Origin of the sequence: Flavobacterium sp. ACN2, from assembly GCF_002303885.1 — a bacterium.
GTDB lineage: Bacteria > Bacteroidota > Bacteroidia > Flavobacteriales > Flavobacteriaceae > Flavobacterium.
Genome location: NZ_MRCM01000016.1, coordinates 64739 through 90217, shown reverse-complemented (window position 1 = coordinate 90217; position 25479 = coordinate 64739). Strand labels below are relative to the sequence as shown.

Here is a 25479-nt window from a genome sequence, read left to right as displayed (position 1 = left end):
ATGGAAATGGAACAGTTTTATTACGACAACAAAATTGTAAAAAAATTCATTTACGCCACAATACTATTTGGTGTTGTGGGTATGTTAGTGGGACTTACCCTTGCGGTAATGTACCTTTTTCCCAACATTACAGATGGGATTTCGTGGCTTAGTTACGGCCGTTTGAGACCGTTACACACCAATGCAGTTATTTTTGCCTTTGTGGGTAATGCTTTCTTTGCTGGTATGTACTACTCGCTACAAAGATTGCTAAAAGCCAGAATGTTTAGTGATTTTTTAAGTAATCTTCATTTCTGGGGATGGCAGTTAATTATTGTAGCAGCCGCAATTACACTTCCGTTAGGTTATACTTCTTCTAAAGAATATGCAGAGCTAGAGTGGCCAATTGACATTGCAATCGCTTTAATTTGGGTGGTAATGGGAATCAATATGATTGGAACCATGCTGCGTCGTAGAGAGCGTCACTTGTATGTTGCAATCTGGTTTTATTTAGCAACATTTGTAACGGTAGCAGTACTTCATATCTTTAATAATATAGAAATTCCGGTTTCAGCATTAAAAAGCTACTCTGTATATGCAGGTGTTCAGGATGCGCTTGTGCAATGGTGGTACGGGCATAATGCGGTGGCATTCTTCCTTACAACCCCTTTCTTGGGATTAATGTACTATTTCGTTCCAAAAATTGCAAACAGACCTGTTTATTCTTATAGATTATCTATTATTCACTTCTGGTCTTTAATCTTTATATATATCTGGGCAGGACCTCATCACTTATTATATTCTGCATTGCCAAACTGGGCTCAGAATTTAGGGGTTGCATTCTCAGTAATGTTAATTGCTCCATCTTGGGGAGGTATGATCAATGGTCTTCTTACGTTAAGAGGAGCTTGGGATAAAGTTCGTGAAGAACCCGTTTTAAAATTCTTCGTAGTGGCAATTACAGGTTACGGTATGGCAACTTTTGAAGGTCCGATGTTATCTTTAAAAAACGTAAATGCTATTGCGCATTATACGGACTGGATCGTAGCACACGTACACGTAGGGGCTTTAGCTTGGAATGGTTTCATGTCATTTGGTATTATCTATTGGCTGATTCCAAGAATGACAAAGTCAGAGCTATTCTCTAAGAAATTAGCAAACTTCCATTTCTGGATTGGGACTTTAGGTATTATTGTGTATACAATTCCGTTATATGTGGCTGGTTTCCAACAAGCATCAATGTGGAAACAATTTAATCCAGATGGTACTTTAACTTATGGTAACTTCCTTGAAACCGTAACAGCTATTATGCCAATGTATTGGATGAGAGCTATTGGAGGTAGTTTGTATCTAATAGGTATGCTGACCTTGGTTTATAATATTATTATGACTGTAAAAGCTGGTAATACAATTGAAGATGAATTGGCTCAGGCTCCAGCTTTACAGACAATAAAAAGCAGTAGATTAAGTGGAGAGAAATTCCACTCATGGTTAGAAAGAAAACCAATCCAGTTAACCATTTTAGCAACTATTGCAATTTTAATTGGAGGTATTATTCAGATTGTTCCAACAATAATGGTAAAATCAAATATTCCAACTATTTCAAGTGTAAAACCATATACGCCGTTAGAGCTTGAAGGACGTGATTTATACATCAGAGAAGGTTGTGTTGGATGTCACTCTCAGTCCGTTCGTCCGTTCAGAAGTGAGGTTGAACGTTATGGAGTTCAGTCAAAAGCGGGTGAGTTTGTTTATGACCATCCATTCTTATGGGGGTCAAAACGTACTGGACCAGATTTGTTAAGAGTAGGTGGTAAGTATAATGACAATTGGCATTTTAACCACATGTGGAATCCGCAAAGTACATCTGCGGGATCAATTATGCCAGGTTACAAATGGTTGTTTGATAACAAACCGATGGACATTTCATTGACTCAGAAGAAAATGCAGGCAATGATTTCTTTAGGGGTGCCATATACTCCAGAAGAGGTTGCAAATGCGCAAAGAACATTAAGAGAGCAGGCTGTTAAGATAGAAAAAAACTTAGAAAGCGATCCTGATTTCGTCAAGAGTTATGAAGATAGCCGTAAAAAAGCTGAAGCAAAAGGCGAGAAATTCATTCCAATGAACGAAAGAGAAATCGTTGCTTTGATCGCTTATATTCAAAGACTTGGTACTGATATTAAAGTAAAAGAAACTTCAAAATAACAGCATTATGTTTGAACAAATAAAACACAATATGGAAACAATATCGGGTATAGAAGTTTACCCGATTATTTCCCTCTTAATTTTCTTCTTATTCTTTGTAGGATTAGGCGTTTGGGTATTCTCTTATAGAAAAGAAAAAATTCAAGAAATGAGTAATATACCTTTAGATGAAGGACTTAGTGTAATTACAAAAGATAGATAAAAATGAAAAAGTTTTTCCCAGTATATGTTAGAGTACCGTTGATTTTCTTCATCGTATTTGCTTTGATGGAATATTTTATAGACTCAGGCGATAAGCCAGCTTTTGTAAAGTTCCCAATGGTAGCCCTGTTTTTATTTGTCTTTTTATTTATTCTGATTGCAATCGAAATTACGCTTAGCGCTGTAAATCGAGTGATGTATCAATTGCTATCACCAGAAGAAAAAGCGCAAAAAGAACTTGAAGAAAGTTTAAGCTTCAAAGAAAGCACTTGGTTTAAAAACCTTATGCATAAATTGACTAAAACAGAACCGATTGAGAAAGAAGCTGATTTATTGATGGATCATGATTATGACGGAATCAAAGAATTAGATAATAATTTACCACCATGGTGGGTATATTTATTCTACATCTGTATCATTTTTGGAGTAATCTATGTAGTTCGTTACGATGTTTTAGGAGCTGATGATCAAGAAATGGAGCTGAAAAAAGAATTAGCTCAAGCAAAGATTGATGTTGCAGAATACATGAAAACAGCACCAGATTTAATGGATGAAAAAACAGTTGTTTTACTAACTGATGCACCAAGTTTGGATGAAGGTAAAACAATCTTTACAACCAATTGTGCCGCATGCCACCGTGCAGATGGAGGAGGTCAAATTGGGCCTAACCTTACAGATGATAAATGGATTTTAGGAGGAGGAATTAAAAATTTATTCCACACTATTACAAATGGAGGTAGAGATGGTAAAGGGATGATTGCTTGGAAAGGAACCCTTAAACCAAAAGAAATACAAAAAGTGGCAAGTTATATTCTTTCTTTACGAGGAAGTAATCCTAAAGACCCAAAAGAAGCTGAAGGAGAAGTTTGGGTAGATGATAGTGCCCCTAAAACAGATGCGGCCGCTGCAGCACCAAAAGATACCACACAAGTTAAAAAATAATTAGAATATCATGTCAAATTTACCAGACGAAGCTTTTAGAGATACCATTGGAACAATAGATGAAGGTGGAAAACGAAAATTTATATTTCCTAAAAAACCGTCTGGTAAATTTTATGATTATAGAAAAATTGTCAGCTATGTTTTGTTGGCAATTTTATTCATAAATCCTTTTATCAAGGTTAATGGGAATCAGTTTATGATGTTCAATATCTTAGAGCGTCGTTTTAATATCTTTGGATTCCCTTTTTGGCCACAGGATTTTTATCTTTTCGTAATTTCAATGCTGATCGGCGTTGTATTTATACTCTTATTTACTGTTGTTTTTGGGAGGATTTTTTGTGGATGGATTTGTCCGCAGACTATTTTTCTTGAATTGGTTTTCCGTCGAATAGAATATTGGATCGATGGAGATCGCGGAGCGCAAACTCGTCTAGCAAAACAAGAATGGAATGCAGAAAAAATTAGAAAAAGACTGATTAAGTGGACTATTTTCTTTCTGATCTCTTTCCTTATCGCTAATGTCTTTCTTGCTTATTTGGTAGGAAGCGACACATTATTTTTAATGATTGAGCAAGGCCCGATAAAACAAGCAAGCAATTTTATAGCGTTACTAATATTTACTGGAGTTTTCTATTTTGTTTTTGTATGGTTTCGTGAACAGGTTTGTATTATTGCTTGCCCATATGGAAGATTACAAGGTGTTCTTTTAGATAATAAATCTATAAATGTTGCTTACGACTTTGTTCGTGGTGAAAAAGAAGAAGGACGTGCAAAATTCAAGAAAAATGAAGACAGAACATCAACTGGAAAAGGAGATTGTATTGATTGCCTGCAATGTGTTCATGTTTGTCCTATGGGAATTGACATTAGAAACGGAACTCAGTTAGAATGTACAAACTGTACAGCTTGTATCGATGAGTGCGATCATATTATGGAATCTGTAGGATTGCCAAAAGGTCTTATCCGTTATGCTTCTGAAGATGAAATTGCTAAAAAAGAGCCTTTCAAATTTACAGCAAGAATGAAAGGTTATACGGCTGTTCTCTTTATTTTATTGAGTATTTTTGTTGGTATGCTGTTTTTAAGAACTGATGTTCAAGCGGTGGTTTTACGTTTGCCAGGTCAGTTGTTCCAGCACAATGGGGAAAAAATTAGTAATGTTTACACGTATAAAATTGTAAACAAAACGATGAAAGATTACAACGATATTCATTTCGAATTAATCGATCAAAAGGGAGAAATTAAAAATGTTGGTAAGAGACATTTTAAGGTTGCAAAAGAAGGAATTTCTCAAGGAACATTATTCATCGAAATCGATGAAGTTTTATTGGAAAGTGATAAAACAAAGGTGAAAATTGGGGTTTATAATGGTTCTGAACTCATAGAAACAACAACAACAAATTTCTTAGGACCACGTAGTTTTAATTAAAAATATAGTATTATGAAATTTAATTGGGGAACTGGAATTGTCATTGCATTCGGATTGTTTATGACATTCATTTTATATTTTGTTTTTGAAGTGCAGTCAAATTCTAAATACGATAACGATCTGGTAGTTGAAGAATATTACAAACACGATACGCACTTTCAGGACGAAATGGCAAGGATTCAAAATGCACACGATTTACAGCATAAGCCATCAATAAAATATACTGAAGATGGTGTAGCGGTAATTTTTCCTGCAGGATTTGAAAGTGACAAAGTGAAAGGGAATATTCAATTGTATAGACCTTCAAACAAAAAATTCGATTTTAATACTCAAATTGCTTTAACTAATTCAGAAATTATTATTCCACAGAAAAAATTATTGAAAGGACGCTGGGATGTTAATATGGAGTGGCAGTATGAGGGTAAAAAATATCTCACTAAAGAAGTTATTTACGTAAACTAAAATAAAATGTTATTCTCTGCTTTCTTTTTAGGTTTAATCAGTAGTCTGCATTGTGTTGGAATGTGCGGACCAATTGCTATGATGCTTCCTGTAGACAGGCAAAATGAAGCCAAAAGAGCAACACAGATTATGACATATCATTTTGGTCGATTAACTGCGTATTCAGCAATTGGGTTGATTTTTGGATTGCTAGGAAGAGGTTTTTTTCTCGCAGGATTACAGCAGAAAATGTCAATAATTATTGGTGTAATTATGATTGTCGTGGTTTTGATTCCTGAGAAGAAATTTGCGCAATACAATTTTTCTAAGCCAGTATATAAAATCATTTCTAAAATTAAAGCGAATTTAGGAAGTCAGTTTAAAAACAAGAGCTATAAATCTCTTTTTACAATTGGTCTTCTAAACGGATTTTTGCCTTGCGGAATGGTTTATGTTGCTTTGTTTGGAGCAATTGCCATGCAGAGTGCAGGTTTTGGTGTGCTTTATATGCTTTTGTTTGGAATCGGAACAATTCCTTTGATGACTATTGTAGTTTATGTCAATACATTGCTTAAATTGCCTTTCAGAAACAAAATTCAAAAGGCAATTCCTTATGTAGCAGTTATAATTGGAGTTTTATTTATCCTTCGCGGATTAGGATTGGGTATTCCTTATATTTCTCCTTCAAACATGAGTTTATTTGTGCAGCAGACTCCAAACTGCCACTAAAAAGATATTTTAAAAAGATTTTATACGGTCATCGAAAACAAATTTGTTTCCGGTGACTTTCTTTTTAGATGTAAATCAAAAGCCATACAAATATTACGTACAAAAGGTCTTCCTTCTTCTGTAATTTTGATTTTATTACTTTCAACAACAATTAAATTATCGTTTTTAATTTCTTTTAAAGCAATTATAACCTCAGGAAGTTCGGCAAAATTGAGAGATTCACCAGACCAGGAAGTCTCCAATTCGCAGGTTAAATTCAGAATATGTTTTCTAATGATTAGATCTTCAGCGTTCAAAATATGACCTTTTACAACAGGAAGTTGGTCAGACTCTAAAATCTCGTAATATTCCTCTAGACTTTTGGTGTTTTGTGCAAAACTATACCAGCTGTCGCTAATAGAAGATACGCCAAGTCCAATCATAACTTGTGTTTTAGAAGCACTATAGCCCATGAAATTTCTGTGCAGATTTCCGTTATGTGCGGCTTTATATAAACTATCGTCTGCTAAAGCAAAATGGTCCATACCAATTTCATGATAGCCGTTTTGAATTAAAAGTTTTTTACCAATTTCATACAGTTTTCTTTTTTCCGAATCTTTAGGTAGATTTTCGTCATTAAAACCTCGTTGTCCATTCCCTTTTATCCAAGGTACGTGCGCATAACTGTAAAATGCTAGCCTGTCTGGTTTTAATGAGTTGGTTTTTTCAACTGTATCTATTACATCTTCAATAGTTTGAAACGGAAGTCCAAAGATAATATCGTGTCCAATTGATGTGTAGCCAATTTCTTTTGCCCAAAAAGTTACTTTGGCAACATTATGAAATGGCTGAATTCTATTTATAGCTTTTTGAACAGTTGCAGAGTAATCTTGAACTCCAAAACTTACTCGGCGAAAGCCTAATTCGTAAAGTTTTTTAAGCTGTTCGTAAGTTGTATTGTTTGGGTGTCCTTCAAAACTAAATTCGTGATTTGCTGCTTTCACAGCATTTTTAAAAATTCCGTTTATAAGGCTCTCCAGATTTTCTTTTGAAAAGAATGTTGGAGTTCCTCCCCCTAAATGTATTTCTTTAATAACGGGCTTTTCTGGAAGTAAATCACAATACATTTCCCATTCTTTAAGAACTGCCTGAATGTATTTCTCTTCTACTGAATGATTTTTAGTAATACGTTTGTTGCATCCGCAGAAAGTGCACATGCTTTCGCAAAAAGGCAGGTGAATGTATAAACTGATTCCGTTCTTTGAATTGCTTTCTGAGAATGATTGTTTTAAAGTAGTAATCCATTTTTCTGATGTAAAGTCAGCTTCGTTCCAATATGGAACTGTCGGATAACTAGTATATCTTGGACCTGGGACATTGTACTTTTGTGTCAAAGAAATTTTCATAACGACGGATTTAGTTTTCATCAAAATTAAAACTTAAGGCGAAGACATAAAATGACAAATATCATATAACTTGTAAAAAAAAAGAGACCCAAAATTGAGTCTCTTTACTGAATTAAATAACTAACGTGATATAGAATCTTGGATGATTTTAAGCCATTTTTTCGCAAACTGATGATCTTGATAGACACTAATCTGTTTGATGCGGTCATCATCAAAATCATAGAATGGAATTAATATTTTTTTGGATGTTTCTTTTTCTTGAAATTCGAAATCAATTTTGATAATTGTATCAGAACCAGCATCTGTTGTCGGAATTAATTTGCTGGAAGCAATTGTATTTAAGTCGACATAGGTTGATTCCTGCTGATTTGGATTGAAATTCATCAAAATGAATTTATTATTTTTCTGGTCAATCGTTAAAGTCTTATTGTTGATTGATTCTGTCAAGTCAAAATCTTCTGGATGATTTGGATTGAATCTTTTCTTGATGTTTAAAATTCTTGATTTACTAGCTGCAGATGAGCGCGCAGAAAAATATACTGGGATAGCGACAATAATTAAAATCACAATACCCATAATGGTAGTAGTAGTTTCCATGATGTTTTTAATGAAATAAATAAATGATATACAAAGCGGTTTTCAGTTTGAAAACGGCTAATTAAGAGCTAGAAGAATAAATCTTCTAAAGAAAAATCAAGTATTTATTTACCAGAAAAAATGGAAAGCATAAAGTATGACCAAAACCTTTTTACTTTGAGTAGTAAAGAGTTTAGTATATGCTGTGTTATAAGTAACGGTTTGATGTTGTGGGATTAACGGTAATAGCGTGTCAAAACATTTAATAATTCCGCTAGGATTTGTTTTGATGTTTGCCGCAAACTGATAACTTCCCTGAGGCTGTATAAATGCAGAAGAATCTAAAACGTCTTTACAGAAATTGGTATCCGATTTTTCTGTTTCGATTATGCGTGCAGAAGCTTGGTCTGCCTGATAAGCAAACAATCCCGCTAGCAAAAGCGTAATGAAAATAACGGTTTTACGAATCCAATTCATGCCGGCGAATTTAAGTCATAAAACGCAATTAAAGAAATTTTATAGAATTAATTAACACTCAAAAAAAAGACCCCAATAAAATGGGGCCTTAAGAGTTATTGTTGCATTTTAAAATAGTAATCTGCCGAGTGTTTACCGCTTCCATAGAATAGGAAAAAGATGCAGACAAATAAAATGATTAATGCTAAAACTAAACTTTCGGAGTGCATTTGTCCCATAAAGTTAATGAGAACGGCTCCGAATAAAATTGGTAATTGAGCTGCTATTGCCCATCTGGTTAAAAGTCCAAAAATAATCATTATACCACCAATCATGTGGGCAGGAGCAATGTAATGTAGCATAAACATACCTCCGCCATACTTATCGATAGGGGAAATCAAATCATGCAGGTATTGAATATTGGTGACGAAAGAGACACCTTTCATAAATAAAAATCCACCCAAAACAATACGTACTAAATCAACTGGTAAATAAGTGTGCGAATTTGCCCATTTATTCAAACTTTTTACATTTTCCATGATGTTGTGTGATTAAAAATTACATTACTAAGTTACTAATTTTTAATTAAATATTTATTTTTAACATATTGAAAATAAGCTTCTTGCTTTTAATTTAATGTTTCTTTAAGAATTCTTAAATTACTAAACTTGAATGACTCCCAAATTGAATGGTTTTTGAATAGGAGCGTGGTTTGCAGCTTCAATTCCCATTGAAATCCAATTGCGGGTTTCTAATGGATCAATAATTGCGTCTGTCCACAATCTTGAGGCTGCATAATAAGGAGAAGTCTGCTCGTCGTAACGTGCTTTTATTTTATTGAATAGCTCTGTTTCTTTGGCTTCATCGACTTTCTCTCCTTTTGCTTTAAGCGAAGAAGCTTCAATTTGTGCTAATACTTTTGCCGCTTGAGTTCCACCCATTACAGCAAGTTCTGCGCTTGGCCATGCAAATATTAATCGAGGATCATAAGCTTTTCCGCACATAGCATAGTTTCCTGCTCCGTATGAATTTCCGACAATAACTGTAAATTTTGGAACAACTGAATTGCTTACAGCATTTACCATTTTGGCACCGTCTTTAATAATTCCGCCATGTTCAGATTTTGAACCTACCATGAAACCAGTAACATCTTGTAAAAACACCAATGGAATTTTTTTCTGGTTGCAATTGGCAATAAAACGAGTAGCTTTATCGGCACTGTCAGAATAAATAACACCGCCAAACTGCATTTCTCCTTTTTTGGTTTTCACCACTTTTCTTTGGTTGGCGATAATACCTACAGCCCAGCCATCAATTCTGGCATAACCTGTAATTAGAGATTGTCCGTAACCTTCTTTGTAAGCTTCAAATTCTGAATTATCAACCAGACGCTTAATGATTTCCATCATATCGTATTGTTCGGTTCTGGCTTTTGGAAGGATTCCGTAAATGTCATTTGGTTCTAATGCCGGTTTTTCCGATTTGATTCGGCTATAGCCTGCTTTATCAAAATCACCAATTTTATCTACAATATTTTTGATTTTATCTAAAGCATCTTTATCGTCTTTGGCTTTATAATCGGTAACGCCTGAAATTTCGCAATGTGTTGTCGCACCACCTAAAGTTTCATTGTCTATTGTTTCTCCAATAGCAGCTTTTACTAAATAGCTTCCAGCAAGGAAAATACTTCCCGTTTTGTCAACGATTAGAGCTTCGTCACTCATAATTGGCAGATAAGCTCCGCCAGCAACACAGCTTCCCATAACGGCAGCAATTTGGGTAATGCCCATGCTGCTCATTTGAGCGTTGTTTCTAAAAATACGTCCAAAATGTTCTTTGTCTGGAAAAATTTCATCTTGCATTGGCAGATAAACTCCTGCACTGTCTACAAGATAAATTATAGGAAGTCGGTTTTCCATCGCAATTTCCTGCGCACGAAGATTTTTCTTTCCTGTAATCGGAAACCAAGCTCCGGCTTTTACAGTTGCATCATTGGCAACTACAATACATTGTTTGCCTTTGATGTAGCCAATTTTCACCACAACACCTCCAGAAGGGCAGCCACCATGTTCTGGGTACATTCCTTCTCCAGCAAACCCTCCAATCTCAATACTTTTAGAATTTTCATCCAATAAATAAGCAATTCTTTCGCGAGCGGTCATTTTACCTTCAGCATGCAGTTTTTCGATTCTTTTTTCGCCTCCGCCTAATTTTACTTTGGCGAATTTTTGTTTTAGTTCAGAAAGAAGTAATTTATTGTGATCTTCGTTTTTATTGAAGTTTAAATCCATGATGTAGTATTGATTTGATAAAATAGTGTTGGCTAATTTACAAAATCAATTGAAATAAATGAGTAGCTTCACGAATTTAAGAAATAGCTTGCAAATGTTTTTTCATTGTATTTTTCAAAAGTAGGGCGAGAAGGATTACTCAATTATTTTTCTTTAATTTGTTATTTCATACTAATTAGTATTTTTTATGTCAAAAGCGGCAAATACACGACTTTCAATTCTACATAAAGCATTTGAATTGATTTATACCAAAGGGTATCAAACCACTAGTATTGATGAAATTATTGCGACAACTCAAGTAACAAAAGGTGCTTTCTACTATCATTTTAAAACGAAAGATGAAATGGGAGTTGCAATTATTGAAGAAATTCTAAAACCAACGATGCAGGAACATTTCATAAAGCCAACAGAAGCCTCTCAAAATCCTATTGAAGATTTTTATAATATGATTTCATATTTGTTGTTTGAAGATCCTTTCCTGCAGGTAAAATACGGCTGTCCAGTTGGAAATCTTACTCAGGAAATGACGCCATGGAATACTAAATTCAGTGAAGCTTTAGCCGAATTGGTTGATTTATGGAAGGCAACCATCATCAATTCAATTGAAAAAGGAAAAGAAGCAGGTTTAATTCGTAAAGATGTCGTTGGTGAACAAGTAGCATTTTTTATCTTATCTGGTTATTGGGGAATACGAAATTTCGGGAAACTTCAGAACGATAATTCTTCTTATCTAGTTTATTTAAAGGAACTTAATGTTTATTTGAATGGTTTGAAATAAAATTAATATTCAAAAACATACCAATTAGTATGTTTTTGAATATATTTGCATTGTCTAAAATCAAAAAACAATGTATCAAACACTTTTAGAAGGCCATTCATTTGTGAGGTGGCTTGTATTAGTAAGCTTACTGTATTCTATTTTTATTGCTTACAAAGGTTATTCTCAAAAACTTCCTTTTACCAAAAAGGATAATCTCCTCAGACACTGGACAGCCACAATTGCTCATATTCAGCTTCTCTTTGGAATATTGGTATATGTGCAAAGTCCAATTGTGAAATATTTTTGGAGAAATTATAAAGATGCTGTTCAAAATCTGGATGCTTCTTTCTTCGGAATTATTCATATTACTTTAATGCTTGTAGCGATTATTTTTATAACAATTGGATCTGCTTTAGCCAAAAGAAAACTTTCTGACAAAGAGAAGTTTAAAACCATGCTTATTTGGTTTTCTATCGCTTTAATAATCATTTTTATTGCCATTCCGTGGCCATTTTCACCTCTTGCTAACCGACCTTATTTTAGATAATTATGAAAAATTTATTTCACACCAATACCGGACGTTTACGAATTATTGGATTTCTCGAAGGAACTTCACTTTTGATTTTGCTTTTTATAGCAATGCCCATGAAATATATTTTTGAAATGCCATTTTTGACCAGGCCAGTAGGAACCATTCATGGAGCTTTATTTCTACTTTTTGTATTTAATACAATAAGCGTTGGAGTAGAGCAGAACTGGAAGTTTGCAACTACAACATGGAAAGTGCTTTTAGCTTGTATAATTCCCTTTGGTACTTTTTATATTGATTCTAAAATTTTAAGTAAGATTAAAAACGGGTAAAATCATGATTTTTGTATTCAAAACAAATGTTGACAGCATTTCGAAAGTGAAGAAAGTTACGCCAAAACTGAATCGTTTGTTTCCAGATTCAAAATGGAATTTTGATCTTGAAGATCGTGATAATATTCTCAGATTTGAATGTAAAGATGATATCATCGAAAAAGTAATTTTCCTGATGAAAGTTATTGGCTTTGAATGTGAAGCTTTATAAAACAAAAAAACATCCGCAAAAGCGGATGTTTTTTTTATAAATAGAATTGAATTATTTTTTAGGAATGCAAACCATTTGTTTAAGCAAAGCCCATTGTTTTAAAGCATCACGAGCTTCAACGGCAGGGTATCCCAACATTGTTTTTCCTGCAGGAACATCTCCAGTAACGCCAGATCCGGCACCAATTATGGCACCATCTCCAATTGTAGTGTGGTCTTTTATAGAAGCGCTTCCGCCAATAATAACTCCGTTTCCTAAGGTTACAGAACCTGCTAAACCACTGTTTCCAGCCATAATGCAGAACTTGCCTAATTTGCTATTATGTCCAATCTGAACTAAATTGTCAATTTTGCATCCGTCGCCAAGAATTGTAGAGCTGAATTTTCCTCGGTCAACACAAGAATTTGCGCCAATTTCAACTCCATTTCCAATGATAACATTTCCAATTTGCGGAATCTTTACCAATCCTTTTTCTGTGCAAGGACGAAATCCAAAACCATCTGCACCAATTGTTGCATTTGGATGAATGATGCATTCGCTTCCGATATGACAACGTTCACGAATAACGGTTCCAGACCAGATAATCGTGTTTCTTCCGATTGTACATTCGTCTAAAATGGTCACGTTAGGATAAATTACGGTGTTAGCGCCAATTTCTACTTTTGGGCCAATGTAGCAGCCAGCGCCAATTTTAACGCCTTCACCAATTATAGCGGTTTCGTCTATAGTGGCTGTTTTATGAATGTTGTTATGAAAGATTGGGGGAGGGGGAGCAAAAAGGGCAAGGATTTGTGACATTGCCAAATCGGCATTTTTTACTTTTATAAAAGCGCGGTTCTCTCCAGGCTCTATTGAAATATCTTCGTTTACAACTGCAATGGAAGCATTAGATGTCGACCAGTATTTTTCGTATTTTTTATTTCCGATAAATGAGATTTCCGAAGTCGTTGCTTTTTCTAATTGTTCTGTTGCAGTTACGCTTTGTGAAGTACTGCCGTAAATTACACCATTAATAACTTCGCTAATTTCTTGAATTGAATAGGATCTCATTGACAAATTTTAATCGACTAAAGGGTTATTTTTTGCCAAATAAAATGAATTAGATTTTAATTACCTAATTATTTTTTCACGTTTCTTAATAAATGTTTAAAATAAGATGGTAATTTTTACAAAATTAACATTCAGTGTATTAATTTAATGAGGGTTTTTTAATAAATTGAGTAATAGACGCTTGGGTATTTTGTGTAGAATAATTGAAAAGTGAGTATAGAAAATAAATAATTTAATTGTTAGGTTATCGCTTACATTTGTTTTGTTAAATCATTTATAGTGAGGGTTTAATAAAAAAAGCGATTCGTTTTAATGAACCGCTTTTTGATGTATTATTCTTTGATTTTTGATAAAGAAACTGCGTTAATGCAGTAGCGTAAGCCACTTGGAGGCGGACCATCAGGAAAAATGTGGCCTAAATGCGAATCGCAAACATTACAGGTTACTTCAACACGGATCATTCCGTGAGATCTATCGGCGTGATATCCAACCGCATTTTCTTTTACGGGTTGTGTAAAAGAGGGCCATCCTGTTCCAGATTCGAACTTTTCGCTGGCATCAAACAATAAAGTGCCGCAGCATTTACATTCGTAAATTCCAGGTTCAAATAAACTGCACATTTCTGAGCTAAAAGATCTTTCAGTTCCCTTTAAACGTGTAACCTGAAATTCTTCTGGAGTTAGAATTTGTTTCCATTCTTCATCCGTTTTCTCCACTCTTTTGTCTGGAGTTGGATTTCCTTTATTTGTAAAATGAATTACATCTGCCCATTTTATCATAACTTTTTTGTTTTAAAGTTTAAAGTTTAAAGTTTCAGGTTTCAAGTTTACTGCAACTGACCACTAAAAAAAAACTGAACACTGAACACTGAATACTATTCCTCTTCCTTCTGTCCCATCATCATTAGATAGGCTTTAAGGAATGGATCGATATTTCCGTTCATTACACCGTCCACATCGCTGGTTTCGTAACCTGTACGAACGTCTTTTACCAATTTATAAGGTTGCATAACGTAATTACGAATTTGCGAACCCCATTCGATTTTCATTTTTCCAGCTTCAATATCAGCACGTTGCGCTTGTTGTTTCTTCAATTCGATTTCATACAATTGAGAACGAAGCATTTGCATGGCACGTTGTCTGTTGTCTTGCTGAGATCTGGTTTCAGAACATTGAATCTGAATTCCAGTTGGTTTGTGAACTAACTGAACTTTAGTTTCAACTTTATTTACATTCTGTCCACCAGCACCACTCGAACGAGAAGTTGTGATTTCGATATCGGCAGGATTAATGTCGATTTCAATACTATCATCAACTAATGGATAAACATAAACCGATACGAAAGAAGTATGACGTTTTGCATTACTGTCAAAAGGCGAAATACGAACCAAACGGTGAACACCATTTTCTCCTTTTAAATATCCAAAAGAATAATCTCCTTCGAATTCTAAAGTTACGGTTTTAATTCCAGCTACGTCGCCTTCTTGAAAGTTAAGTTCTTTGATTTTGTAGCCATAGCTTTCTCCCCACATCATGTACATACGCATCAGCATTCCTGCCCAATCGCAACTTTCAGTTCCGCCAGCTCCTGCAGTAATTTGAACTACCGCACTTAAGCTGTCGCCTTCGTCAGAAAGCATGTTTTTGAACTCGATATTTTCAATATGTGCTTGTGCCGCTTCATATTGTTCATCCAGTTCCTCTACAGTAAGTTCTCCTTCTTTGTAAAAATCATAAGCTAGCTGTAATTCTTCTGTAAGTGATACGGCTTTGTCATAATCTTCAATCCATTTTTTCTTGTTTCGAAGGTTCTTTACAATGTTCTCTGCTTCTTTTGGATTGTTCCAAAAATCAGGAGCAAAAGTTTTTTCTTCTTCGTTTGCAATCTCGATTAGTTTAGCATCGACGTCAAAGATACCTCCTCAACGCACCAAGGCGCTCCACAATACCTTTTACTTGTTCGGCTGTTGTCATAAATTAATTAATAGGTTTTTATATGTTTTTTAGAATTATTACGTTAATTTGGTCTATAGAAACGAGCGAGTTAAATTTTATTAAACTTGCCCAGAATAACTATTTGTAATACGTAATTTTGCATACAAAAATAAGATATAGTTTTTAGAATATGGAAATAAATTTAATCAGCGATACCATAACAAAGCCTACTTATGAGATGCTTCAGTATATGTTTAACGCTCATGTCGGCGATGATGTATACAAACAGGACCCAACGGTGATTGAATTAGAAAATAGAACAGCGGAGTTTTTTGGTATGGAAGCTGGACTTTTTTTTCCGTCTGGAACTATGGCAAACCAGACTGCAATTAAACTGCACACGCAGCCTGGAGAACAATTAATTGCAGATAAATATGCTCACGTTTATCATTATGAAGGTGGAGGAGTTTCTTTTAATAGCGGTGTTTCTTGCTGTTTATTGGATGGAAATCGCGGAATGATAACTGCTGCGCAAGTAAAAGCCGCAATAAACGATCCAGAGTTTTATCATAGTCCGCTAACGAGTTTGGTTTGTGTAGAAAATACAACTAATAAAGGTGGTGGCGCTTGTTACGAATTAGAAGATTTAAAAGAGATAAAAAAAGTCTGTGATGCTCATAATTTGAAGTTTCATTTAGATGGTGCGAGAATCTGGAATGCATTAGTGGCTAAAAGACAGAATCCCAGAGAATTTGGAGCAATTTTCGATACAATTTCAGTTTGTTTGTCTAAAGGATTAGGTGCTCCAATTGGTTCTGTACTGCTTGGAAGTAAAGCTGATATTCACAGAGCGTTGAGAATCAGGAAGATATTGGGTGGAGGAATGCGTCAAGTTGGTTATTTGGCTGCGGCAGGATTATATGCTTTGGCTCATAATATCGAAAGATTGGCAGAAGATCATCGCAGAGCGAAAGAAATTGCAAAGATTTTAAGCACAAAACCTTGGATTGCATCTATTGAACCCGTTGAAACCAATATTTTGATTTTTTCGCTTGCAGAAGGTTACAGCGACCAATTGCTAATCGAAAAATTAAAACAGAAAAATATATTGATAAGTTCGCTAGGGCATAACAAACTTCGTATTGTAACACATTTAGATTATAAAGAAGTGATGCATACGTATGTAATAGATACGCTTTCGAAGTTTTAGAGAAAGTTACTAAGTTTTTAAGATTCTAAGTTTCTAAGTCTTCAATAGGGAAAACTCAGAAACTTAGAATCTTAGTTTCTTAGAATCTTATTTAAACAAATTATCCATTCCAGGAATAGACGGCATATCCATTCTAGCTACAGCGTCTAATTCTTTTTCGTTTACACTTGTTGCTTTTTCTATAGCTTTATTTAACGTTACAATTAAATAGTCTTCTAATTGCTCTTTATCTTCTAAAAGAGAATCATCAATAGAAAGCGATTTTATTTTTCTGCTTGCAGTGATAGTAACTTTTAATAATCCGTCAGCGCTTTGTTCATCAATCAAAACAGTATCTAAACGCTTTTTAGTATCTTCAATTTTTTGCTGGGTTTCTTTAAGTTTGCCCATCATTCCCATTAAATCCATTTTTGTTGATTTTTTAAATTATTTCAGACAAAATTACTATATTGCTGTGTGAATTCAATAGAATAATTTAAGAAAAAATTAATTCTGTTCTGTTGGGTTTGTGCTATTTTTGCGTCTTCATATTTAAAAATTAATGCTCAATAAATGCAAAATGATATATCGGCCCCAAAGGCTAAAATAATTCCAAAGACATTAAAAAAACATAAAGAAGCTAGAATTGACAACTATTTCTGGCTTAATGACCGAGAGGATTCTGAAGTAATTGATTATCTAAATAAGGAGAATGCTTATTACCAAAGCATGACTTCTCATACCCGAAATTTAAAAGATAGTCTGTTTGAAGAGATGAAAGCAAGGATTAAAGAAGACGATTCTTCTGTTCCTTATTTCTATAACGGATATTTTTATATTACACGTTTCGAAACAGGGCAGGATTATCCAATTTTTGCTAGAAAAAAAGGAAGCCTTTCTGCCGAAGAAGAAATTCTTTTTAATTGTAACGAAATGGCAAAAGGACACGCTTATTTCAAATTAGGTGGTTTAAGCATTAGTCCAGATAACAAATTTGCTAGTTTTGGAGTAGATATTGTTGGAAGAAGAATTTATACGATTCAAGTAAAAAACTTAGAGACTGGTGAAATCTTGGCGGATAAAATAGAAAATGTTACAGGAGCTTCAGTTTGGGCAAATGACAACAGTACTATTTTTTATGTGAGACAAGATCAAGTTACGTTGAGAGCCGATAAGGTTTTTAGACATAAATTAAATACTGCATCTGAAAATGATGTTTTGGTTTTTGATGAAACTGATGATACTTTTAATGTGTCGATCAGTAAAGAAAAATCAAGAAAATATATTGTAATTGGTTCTGGGAGTACTTTGACGACAGAATATAGAATTCTAAACTCAAGTAATCCAGATGGAGAATTTACAGTCTTTCAGCCTCGTGTACGCGGGTTAGAATACAGTATTTCTCATTACGAAGATTCTTTTTATATTCTAACCAATAAAGATAAGGCGACCAATTTTAAATTGATGAAAACGCCTGAAGGTAAAACAGGAAAGAAAAACTGGGTAGATCTTATTCCGCATAGAGAAGATGTCTTGTTGGAAGATATTGAAATCTTTAAGAATTATTTAGTCGTAGAAGAACGTTCTAACGGATTAAATCATATCAGAATCATGCCTTGGGGCGATGAGCCAGATTATTATCTTCCTTTTGGCAGTGAAACGTATAATGCGTACACGACAACCAATGTTGATTTTGATACTGATATTTTGCGTTACAGTTATCAATCATTGGCAACGCCGTCTTCTGTAATTGATTTTAATATGAAGACAAAAACCAAAGAAATCTTGAAAGAACAAGAGGTTTTGGGAGGAAAATTTGATAAGAACAATTATATAGAAGAAAGAGTTTGGGCAACAGCGAGAGATGGTGTAAAAGTGCCTATTTCGATGGTTTACAGAAAAGGATTGGAGAAAAATGGTAAAAATCCGTTACTGCTTTACGCATACGGTTCGTACGGAATTACGATGGATACGTACTTTTCTTCAACAAGATTATCACTTTTAGACCGCGGATTTGTTTATGCTATTGCGCATATCAGAGGAGGCGAGGACTTAGGAAGACAATGGTATGAAGACGGAAAACTGTTAAAAAAGAAAAATACCTTTACAGATTTCATCGATTGCTCTAAATTTGTAATAGACCAAAAGTATACTTCTCCTGAACATCTTTATGCTGAGGGAGGATCTGCTGGAGGACTTTTAATGGGAGTGATTGTAAATGAAGCTCCTGAATTGTATAATGGCGTTATCGCTCAGGTGCCTTTTGTAGACGTAATTACCACGATGTTGGACGACAGTATTCCGCTTACAACTGGAGAGTATGACGAATGGGGGAACCCAAACAAGAAAGAATATTACGATTATATGTTGTCGTATTCGCCTTACGATAACGTAAAAGCACAAGAATATCCTAATATGTATGTGTCTACTGGTCTTCATGATTCGCAGGTACAATATTGGGAGCCAGCTAAATGGGTTGCGAAATTGCGAGATTTGAAAACAAATAATAAACTTTTGTTTTTAGATACCAACATGGATGCAGGTCATGGCGGGGCTTCGGGACGTTTTGAGGCTTTAAAAGACTTAGCAAAAGAATTTAGTTTTTTATTAGATTTAGAAAAAATTAAAAGCTAATTAGAAATTTTTTGTTAAATTTGCAACCTATCAAGGTTAATTTAGAAAAGACCTTTGATTAACTATTTTTTTATGAAAGAAGAAATAACTGCTTATAATAATGTTTTAGAGTTAATAGGAAACACCCCCCTTATTAAGCTAAATAAAATTACCGAAGAGTTAGAAGGAAATTTCTACGCAAAGGTAGAAGCTTTCAACCCAGGTCATTCCTCAAAAGATAGAATAGCACTATATATTATTGAAGAAGCCGAAAGAAAAGGAATTCTATCTCCGGGAGATACCATTATCGAAACAACATCTGGTAACACAGGATTTAGTTTAGCAATGGTAAGCATTATTAAAGGTTACAATTGTATTTTGGCTGTAAGTTCAAAATCATCTAAAGATAAAATTGACATGTTGAGAAGTTTAGGCGCCAAAGTGTATGTCTGTCCGGCTCACGTTTCTGCAGATGATGAAAGATCTTATTATAATGTAGCAAAACGTTTGCACGAAGAGACAAAAGGTTCAGTCTACATTAATCAATATTTTAATCAATTAAATATTGATGCTCACTACAACACTACAGGTCCAGAGATTTGGGAACAAACAAAAGGACAAATTACGCACTTAGTTGCTTGCAGCGGAACAGGAGGAACTATCTCTGGAACTGCAAAATTCTTAAAAGAAAAAAATCCAAATATTAGAATTTTAGGAGTTGATGCTTTTGGTTCTGTATTGAAAAAATACCATGAGACAAAAGAATTCGATAGCAAAGAAATTTACCCTTATCGTATAGAAGGTCTTGGTAAAAACTTAATCCCATCGGCTACAGATTTTGATATTATTGATAAGTTCATGAAAGTAACAGACGAAGAAAGTGCTCACTCTGCTAGAGAGATTACTAGAAAAGAAGGTTTATTTGTTGGATATACTTCTGGAGCAGTAATGCAAGCTATTAAACAATATGCTGAAGAAGGAGAATTTACAAAAGAAAGTAATATTATTGCTATCTTCCCAGATCATGGTTCTCGTTACATGAGTAAAGTATTCAGCGATGACTGGATGAACGAGCAAGGTTTCTTTGATAGTGTTAATGAAGAAGAAGCTCAAAAAATTGAATTCGTAAAGTAATATATAGTACTTTATATTAATATAGAAACTCCATTCGTAATTTTCGAATGGAGTTTTTTTTGTTGGCTTCTTTTTCCGTAAGTGAACAAAAGTGTAAAAGTTAAAATTTATTATTTTGTTGATTGTACCGTATTTATACGTAGGAAATTATTAAGATTAATAAATTTAATTTAAAGTTTTAATGAAATTTTTGATTTTTAAAAAATGACTTTTTATAGATGAAATGCTTAAAAAACGTTATTTTAACGAGTATTTAGGTAAGTTGTCGGAAATATTTTAGCTCGAGACCATAATAATATAGTTTAGGGGTATTAAAATAACATAGTTGTTTAATCCCTAAAATCTACTATTATGAAAAAAATACTACTAACAGTATTGTTTGTAAGTTATTTGAATGTGAATGCGCAAACACCGATTCAGGAATTTAACTTTAATGGTACTTTAAATAATACTGCAAACACCACTTCGTTTATCGGTACCAACAATTTCGTAGCAGACAGAGCTGGAGTTTTAAAAGGAGCTCAGCGATTGAATAATAAAGCTCTAGAAGCTGTAATTGACAATCTCCCTCAAGGAAAAAGCTCAAGAACAGTTAGTATTTGGGTTAAGTTCAATGATATTTCAAACGCAAACTATATTTGGGGGTACGGAAATCCGTTAAATGCTCAATACTGTGGCTTATTACATCAAGCAACCACTACTTCTAACTCCGATTTGAGTTTAGCAGCTTGGGGAGCTTCTAATGATGTTATTGTGTCTACATCTCTAGAAAAAAGTGTTTGGTACAATTATACCATTACTTATGAAGGAACTACCTCTAAAATATACCGAGATGGCAAATTATTGAAATATTTAGAAGGTATGGCCAGATCTACTAATGGTACTATTTTTAGATTGGGCGAAATAAATACAATGGTTGGAATAAATGCTGATATAGACGATTTAAAGATTTACGATGTAGCTTTAACGCCAGAGCAGGTAACAGGATTATATGAAAGCGAAAAAGCAACTAATTTGGTTGCGACTTCTGTAGAAACAAAAACGGCAAAAACGGCCGTAAAAGCAAAAACTGCAAATGAGACGATTATTAGTTCAAGCGATATAAGTGGTGCATCTAAGACAGTTGAAATTTATTCGCAAGGACAAAAAATAGTAGGAAGTAATGCGGCAAATATTAGCAATCTTCCAGAAGGGACTTATTTATTAAAAATTACCAGCACTCCGTCAAAGAAAATTACTTCTAAATAAAGGTTTTTTAGTTTTTAAATGTTAGTTAGTTTTTTTATTGCGCAAGCAATTGGGTTTTTGGAATAGTAAGGAAAGCTTTCTGTGTTCAGAAGGCTTTTTTTAATTTGTTCGATAGATAACTCTGTAGCACTTCAAATATTCTGTAAAAGAAAGGTGTTTGATGGGTAAAAGTATTTTTGTGAGAATTATGCATTTGTGTGTAGGAATTGTTTGGAGATGCTGAATTTTAATTATAGTTTTAACAAATTTTCTAAAAATAATAAACGAAATTTTAGAACTGCAAAATCTAAAGAATTTAAATTTTACAGTCAGTTGCTATTTGCCTTAAACCAAAACTATTCTGATAAAAGCTACTACTATGAAAAAAATATTACTCACTTTATTGTTTGTAAATTTTTTAACTGCCAATGCGCAAAATCCGGTGCAGGAGTTTAATTTCAACGGAAATTTAAACAGTGCCGATAACTCCATTTCATTTTTAGGCACACCGCTTTTTGTAAACGATAGAATGGGAAGTCCTAAAAGTGCTTTACGACTTGTAAATAAGGGGTATCAGGCTGTGGTAGGAGAGCTTCCACAAGATAATAAACCAAAAACAATATCGGTTTGGGTAAAATTTAATGCGGTCAACATTCCTAATTATATTTTAGGATATGGTAATGCCGTAAACGGGCAATACTTTGGATTAGTTCAGCAGCCAGCAGTAGGATCTAGCGCAGATGTAAGTTTGGTAGGATGGGGAGACGCAAATAATGTAATTGTTTCTGTGCCTTTAGTAAAAGAAACTTGGTATTTTTATAGTATTACTTATGATGGAAATATTTCTAAAATCTACCGAAATGGCGAATTGCTAAAATCTGCAGAAGGAATTCAGCGTGCAGCAAAAGGTTATATTTTAAATCTTGGAAAATTGAATACCTCAACGAGCATCAATGCAGATATTGATGATTTAAGATTGTATAGTGTTGCCATGACAGACGAACAGGTGAGGGAAGCGTATAATAGTTCCAAACCAAGTGGTGCTCCGGTAACCGAAAGCATACCAGTCTCAAGTCCCGCAATTTCAAATGCATCAAAAAAAGCTGTTGCAACAGCTATGCCTGTAAAGACTGCAGCTCCCGCGACTTCAGCAGAAACCAATAAAAGTGGTAAAACTATTGAGGTTTTCTCACAAGGAAAGCAAATAATGAGTGCCAATGCCTCTAATATAACTGATTTACCAGAAGGAACTTATTTGATTAAGGTTATTAATGGTTCTAAGAAATAATTGTTAAGGTTTGTGTAATATCCTTGTTACATTTAATTAAGTAGCCTTCATTTTCGTTTTGAGAATTTAAAGAAATGAGATTTAAGAACAGCTGTTTAACTTTTACTTTTTTTTAAAATAGAAATCAGACAAGGAATTATGAGTAAAATCAGTGCATAAATAATTATACCTTTAATATAAATTGTAGGTTGTAGTTCATTTGTATCTCGTAATATAGTTTTGTTTACATTTTTGCAATACCACACTTTTAAATATTGTCCCTTTGTATCTAGCGAGGTATTTTCCATTAAATAAGAAGTAGAATAGTATATGTTTTCATTTATTTTTTGTTTTTCTAAAACACCATAATACCAAGAATTAGATCCGCTTGAATTGGAGGAATTATTATTCTCTATCTTATAAATGTATAATTTATCTTTTTCATAATATTTAGCTGGATCCAAATTATAATATATTAATTTGAGATCCCTGAAATTATGTGTTAATTCAGAAATTAATCCACCAATAGCAAAGACTAATGTAATATAGGCTAACAGTTTTTTCATTTTTATTCTTCTGCAGGTTTTTGTGTGTTTTTTGGGCAATTGGAGCTGTCTTTCGTATTTACCTGTAAATCATTTATGGGCATCAGGCATAAGTACTTCGCTCGTTGATAAAGTTTGAAAGTTTTTTTTAAAAATCTTATATTAAACCTTCTTCACTCTGATATTCTTTTAATTTGTCTCGATATTTTTCTAGCATTTCACAAATCTCTGCTGTTGGTATTTCTGCTACAAATTTTCCGTGATATTCCAAAGTGCTCATTTCTTTATTTATCAATAATTCGGATACTTCCAGACCCCATGACATTTGTGGATATTCTCCATTCATTACTCGTTTACAGCTTGTAATGCCATCCTCTATCATAGAAAAGGACATTTCTAGAATTTCATTATTAAAAATCCAAAGTTCCTTGTCTTCAAAATAAATAGTTGGTTTAATTTTATATTTTAAAGTTATCATATCAAAATTATTTAGATAGTCTTTTAAAAGTATTCATTTATATTGAAAGTATAATTAGTTTGTTCTTTGAATTCTCTAATTCAAACTTCTTTTAATAAAAATATATAATATCCAATATATAAACTTCCTCTTAATTTTTTGAATAGGAATGATGAAGTTATTTAAAATTGAGATAAAAATAAAAAACCTTCTGAATTTCAGAAGGCTTGTAAATTATCTCTTTTTCTGCTGGCCTGGAGCGTAAGCTTTTGCACTTTTATCTCCATGCATTTTTTTGGCTTGTCCTGGTGGCATTTTTTTACCAGATGGAGCAGGGTGGTTATGAACGTGTGTATGTGTACTGCAGCTAATTACACTTAATACTAAGAATAAAAGGACTAGTGCTACGACAGCAATTCGGGTGATTTTTGATGTTTGCATTTTTTAGTTTTAATTATTTGAGGTATTGCAAATATAATCGAAATGTTACCCTTAGCTATCTTTAGGCCTAGTTTAAAATGAGTTCAAATAATTTATGATCATTTTTTATTTTTCATAAACTCCATAAATGAAAATGCTTTCAGGCGCATAACTTCCATTGGTACAGTAAATAACAATTAGCTCATCATTTTCTGAAATTTCAAATTGTCTAAAACTGGAAGTTTCTGTAAAAGCATAATAAACTCCATTTTCTTCTTTTATTTGAAAATTATATTTTGAAGATATTGATTCGAGTTCTTCCTTAGTATAGAATCTAAAGGTCGATAATACCTTCACATTTTCTTTAATAATATAAATTCTTTTATTGTTTAGTTCTACATACGAATTACTCCAAATAGCGTAATCATCAGAACTAAACCAATCATAGTATTGATTGGCTACTTTATACAGTTTTAAGCCGTCAAAAAAAAGGTAATTGAAAGTTTTTTCTAATTCGTTTTTTAAATTCATTGTTCTGCGATGAGGTATTTTATAATTTTTTCGAATGTAAACGAATCTTATTCATATTCAAAAGTTTTTAACCCCAAGGATTATCTTTAAACAATGGGTTAATAGGCAGAGGGTGAGGTAATTCTTTTCCAACAGGAGGCATCCATTTCATAGTATGCTCATTAAAAATGTACATATATGCTGAACCTATTACTATTTTGGCAAGAGCCTCAAAAGCATTATCTGAAACCCAGGTAAATTGGGGTATAAAGTCTATGATATAAAAATTGCCATTTTCATCCATATGGACTGTGTTATTTTCGATTAATCCGGCAACATAATACAATGGTCTGCCAATCAATGTTGAATAATAATACTCAAGATTATCCTTTTTAAAATCAATTTCATCATTTATTCTATAAATCTTAAAATTATAGTATTCTACAACTTTTAGATTGCTAAAATGATCTATATCGATAGTCATTGTTTCTAGTTTATTTTCAGCATGAAGGGTCAGACCGCCAAATTCACAATAAAAATCTTGAATTTTCGGTGGAAACATTTTATAAAGAGGTGTATTTTCAATTTCGTCTTTTATGTTTCTTCCTTCATACCATCCTGCATTGATAAGTGCGTCTTTAAAAAGCTCTTTTTTATCCATAAA

The 25479-nt window shown here is 33.6% G+C and carries 29 protein-coding genes; 15 read left to right on the top strand and 14 right to left on the bottom strand.

The annotated features are described in order from the left end of the window. From ccoN to BSF41_RS18105, 6 genes are read left to right on the top strand one after another with little or no spacing between them, the layout of a single operon-like run. Positions 1-2187, top strand: a complete 2187-nt coding sequence (gene ccoN, locus BSF41_RS18130) for a cytochrome-c oxidase, cbb3-type subunit I (RefSeq protein ID WP_095930916.1) — start codon at positions 1-3, stop codon at positions 2185-2187. A 7-nt stretch (positions 2188-2194) separates the two neighbouring features. Then, entirely contained in the window at positions 2195-2389 is a 195-nt protein-coding gene (locus BSF41_RS18125; protein ID WP_095930915.1) for a cbb3-type cytochrome c oxidase subunit 3, read from the top strand. Between the two features lie 2 nt (positions 2390-2391). Beyond that, positions 2392-3330 carry a cbb3-type cytochrome c oxidase N-terminal domain-containing protein gene (locus BSF41_RS18120; protein WP_095930914.1) on the top strand — a complete coding sequence of 313 codons (939 nt, stop codon included), beginning with the start codon at positions 2392-2394 and terminating at the stop codon, positions 3328-3330. Between the two features lie 10 nt (positions 3331-3340). Then, positions 3341-4759 (top strand): cytochrome c oxidase accessory protein CcoG, encoded by a 1419-nt coding sequence (gene ccoG / locus BSF41_RS18115; RefSeq protein ID WP_095930913.1) that lies wholly within the window; start codon positions 3341-3343, stop codon positions 4757-4759. A gap of 12 nt (positions 4760-4771) precedes the next feature. Further along, complete coding sequence (locus BSF41_RS18110) at positions 4772-5221, top strand: FixH family protein (protein WP_095930912.1); 450 nt, start codon at positions 4772-4774, stop codon at positions 5219-5221. Positions 5222-5227: 6 nt separating this feature from the next. After that, on the top strand, positions 5228-5929 hold the full coding sequence (locus BSF41_RS18105; protein ID WP_095930911.1) for a sulfite exporter TauE/SafE family protein: 702 nt from the start codon (positions 5228-5230) through the stop codon (positions 5927-5929). Positions 5930-5949: 20 nt separating this feature from the next. Here the strand turns inward: BSF41_RS18105 and hemN are convergent, their stop codons facing one another. The 5 genes from hemN to BSF41_RS18080 form a co-directional block, all read right to left on the bottom strand. Continuing rightward, positions 5950-7314, bottom strand: coding sequence for an oxygen-independent coproporphyrinogen III oxidase (gene hemN / locus BSF41_RS18100; protein WP_095930910.1), 1365 nt, complete (start codon positions 7312-7314; stop codon positions 5950-5952). A 120-nt stretch (positions 7315-7434) separates the two neighbouring features. Next, positions 7435-7911: a hypothetical protein gene (locus tag BSF41_RS18095; RefSeq protein ID WP_095930909.1), complete on the bottom strand. Its 477-nt coding sequence runs from the start codon at positions 7909-7911 to the stop codon at positions 7435-7437. Positions 7912-8019: 108 nt separating this feature from the next. Next, positions 8020-8367: a hypothetical protein gene (locus BSF41_RS18090; protein ID WP_095930908.1), complete on the bottom strand. Its 348-nt coding sequence runs from the start codon at positions 8365-8367 to the stop codon at positions 8020-8022. Between the two features lie 95 nt (positions 8368-8462). Then, positions 8463-8885 carry a DoxX family protein gene (locus BSF41_RS18085; RefSeq protein WP_095930907.1) on the bottom strand — a complete coding sequence of 141 codons (423 nt, stop codon included), beginning with the start codon at positions 8883-8885 and terminating at the stop codon, positions 8463-8465. A 123-nt stretch (positions 8886-9008) separates the two neighbouring features. Next, on the bottom strand, positions 9009-10637 hold the full coding sequence (locus tag BSF41_RS18080) for an acyl-CoA carboxylase subunit beta (protein WP_095930906.1): 1629 nt from the start codon (positions 10635-10637) through the stop codon (positions 9009-9011). 187 nt (positions 10638-10824) lie between these two features. Between BSF41_RS18080 and BSF41_RS18075 the strand changes: the two genes are divergently transcribed. From BSF41_RS18075 to BSF41_RS18060, 4 genes are all read left to right on the top strand, one after another. Next, positions 10825-11415 carry a TetR/AcrR family transcriptional regulator gene (locus tag BSF41_RS18075; RefSeq protein ID WP_095930905.1) on the top strand — a complete coding sequence of 197 codons (591 nt, stop codon included), beginning with the start codon at positions 10825-10827 and terminating at the stop codon, positions 11413-11415. Positions 11416-11485: 70 nt separating this feature from the next. Next, complete coding sequence (locus BSF41_RS18070) at positions 11486-11944, top strand: hypothetical protein (RefSeq protein WP_095930904.1); 459 nt, start codon at positions 11486-11488, stop codon at positions 11942-11944. Between the two features lie 2 nt (positions 11945-11946). After that, positions 11947-12258, top strand: coding sequence for a DUF3817 domain-containing protein (locus BSF41_RS18065; RefSeq protein ID WP_095930903.1), 312 nt, complete (start codon positions 11947-11949; stop codon positions 12256-12258). A 4-nt stretch (positions 12259-12262) separates the two neighbouring features. Then, the gene (locus tag BSF41_RS18060) at positions 12263-12469 is read left to right on the top strand and encodes a hypothetical protein (RefSeq protein WP_095930902.1); all 207 of its coding nucleotides are present in this window, start codon (positions 12263-12265) and stop codon (positions 12467-12469) included. Positions 12470-12520: 51 nt separating this feature from the next. Here BSF41_RS18060 and lpxD read toward each other — a convergent pair whose 3' ends face one another. The 3 genes from lpxD to prfB all read right to left on the bottom strand — a co-directional run bounded on the left by lpxD (position 12521) and on the right by prfB (position 15492). Further along, entirely contained in the window at positions 12521-13519 is a 999-nt protein-coding gene (gene lpxD, locus BSF41_RS18055) for a UDP-3-O-(3-hydroxymyristoyl)glucosamine N-acyltransferase (protein WP_095930901.1), read from the bottom strand. A gap of 332 nt (positions 13520-13851) precedes the next feature. After that, positions 13852-14298 carry a peptide-methionine (R)-S-oxide reductase MsrB gene (gene msrB, locus BSF41_RS18050; RefSeq protein WP_095930900.1) on the bottom strand — a complete coding sequence of 149 codons (447 nt, stop codon included), beginning with the start codon at positions 14296-14298 and terminating at the stop codon, positions 13852-13854. Between the two features lie 95 nt (positions 14299-14393). Next, positions 14394-15492, bottom strand: a protein-coding gene (gene prfB / locus BSF41_RS18045) for a peptide chain release factor 2 (protein WP_141248161.1) whose coding sequence is annotated in 2 segments (ribosomal slippage) — positions 14394-15428 and positions 15430-15492 — 1098 coding nt in all. Because the reading frame shifts where the segments join, the coding sequence is not laid out codon by codon here. A 151-nt stretch (positions 15493-15643) separates the two neighbouring features. Here prfB and BSF41_RS18040 point away from each other — a divergent pair. Then, complete coding sequence (locus BSF41_RS18040) at positions 15644-16663, top strand: low specificity L-threonine aldolase (RefSeq protein ID WP_095930898.1); 1020 nt, start codon at positions 15644-15646, stop codon at positions 16661-16663. 87 nt (positions 16664-16750) lie between these two features. On the opposite strand, the gene BSF41_RS18035 is transcribed toward BSF41_RS18040, so the two are convergent. Next, on the bottom strand, positions 16751-17071 hold the full coding sequence (locus tag BSF41_RS18035) for a YbaB/EbfC family nucleoid-associated protein (protein ID WP_095930897.1): 321 nt from the start codon (positions 17069-17071) through the stop codon (positions 16751-16753). Between the two features lie 144 nt (positions 17072-17215). Here BSF41_RS18035 and BSF41_RS18030 point away from each other — a divergent pair, with 144 nt between their 5' ends. From BSF41_RS18030 to BSF41_RS18015, 4 genes are all read left to right on the top strand, one after another. Beyond that, on the top strand, positions 17216-19276 hold the full coding sequence (locus BSF41_RS18030) for a S9 family peptidase (protein WP_095930896.1): 2061 nt from the start codon (positions 17216-17218) through the stop codon (positions 19274-19276). Positions 19277-19348: 72 nt separating this feature from the next. Then, positions 19349-20389: a PLP-dependent cysteine synthase family protein gene (locus BSF41_RS18025; RefSeq protein WP_095930895.1), complete on the top strand. Its 1041-nt coding sequence runs from the start codon at positions 19349-19351 to the stop codon at positions 20387-20389. 351 nt (positions 20390-20740) lie between these two features. Then, entirely contained in the window at positions 20741-21637 is an 897-nt protein-coding gene (locus BSF41_RS18020; protein WP_095930894.1) for a LamG-like jellyroll fold domain-containing protein, read from the top strand. 358 nt (positions 21638-21995) lie between these two features. After that, a complete protein-coding gene (locus BSF41_RS18015; protein WP_172426933.1) occupies positions 21996-22904 on the top strand; it encodes a LamG domain-containing protein in 909 nt (302 codons plus the stop codon). A 95-nt stretch (positions 22905-22999) separates the two neighbouring features. Here BSF41_RS18015 and BSF41_RS18010 read toward each other — a convergent pair whose 3' ends face one another. The 5 genes from BSF41_RS18010 to BSF41_RS17990 form a co-directional block, all read right to left on the bottom strand. Further along, positions 23000-23449, bottom strand: a complete 450-nt coding sequence (locus BSF41_RS18010) for a hypothetical protein (protein ID WP_095930893.1) — start codon at positions 23447-23449, stop codon at positions 23000-23002. Positions 23450-23585: 136 nt separating this feature from the next. Further along, positions 23586-23906: a hypothetical protein gene (locus tag BSF41_RS18005; RefSeq protein WP_095930892.1), complete on the bottom strand. Its 321-nt coding sequence runs from the start codon at positions 23904-23906 to the stop codon at positions 23586-23588. A gap of 213 nt (positions 23907-24119) precedes the next feature. After that, complete coding sequence (locus BSF41_RS18000; RefSeq protein WP_095930891.1) at positions 24120-24326, bottom strand: hypothetical protein; 207 nt, start codon at positions 24324-24326, stop codon at positions 24120-24122. Positions 24327-24431: 105 nt separating this feature from the next. Next, positions 24432-24836: a hypothetical protein gene (locus BSF41_RS17995; protein WP_095930890.1), complete on the bottom strand. Its 405-nt coding sequence runs from the start codon at positions 24834-24836 to the stop codon at positions 24432-24434. 67 nt (positions 24837-24903) lie between these two features. Beyond that, positions 24904-25476: an SUKH-3 domain-containing protein gene (locus BSF41_RS17990; RefSeq protein ID WP_095930889.1), complete on the bottom strand. Its 573-nt coding sequence runs from the start codon at positions 25474-25476 to the stop codon at positions 24904-24906. Positions 25477-25479 lie beyond the last annotated feature (3 nt).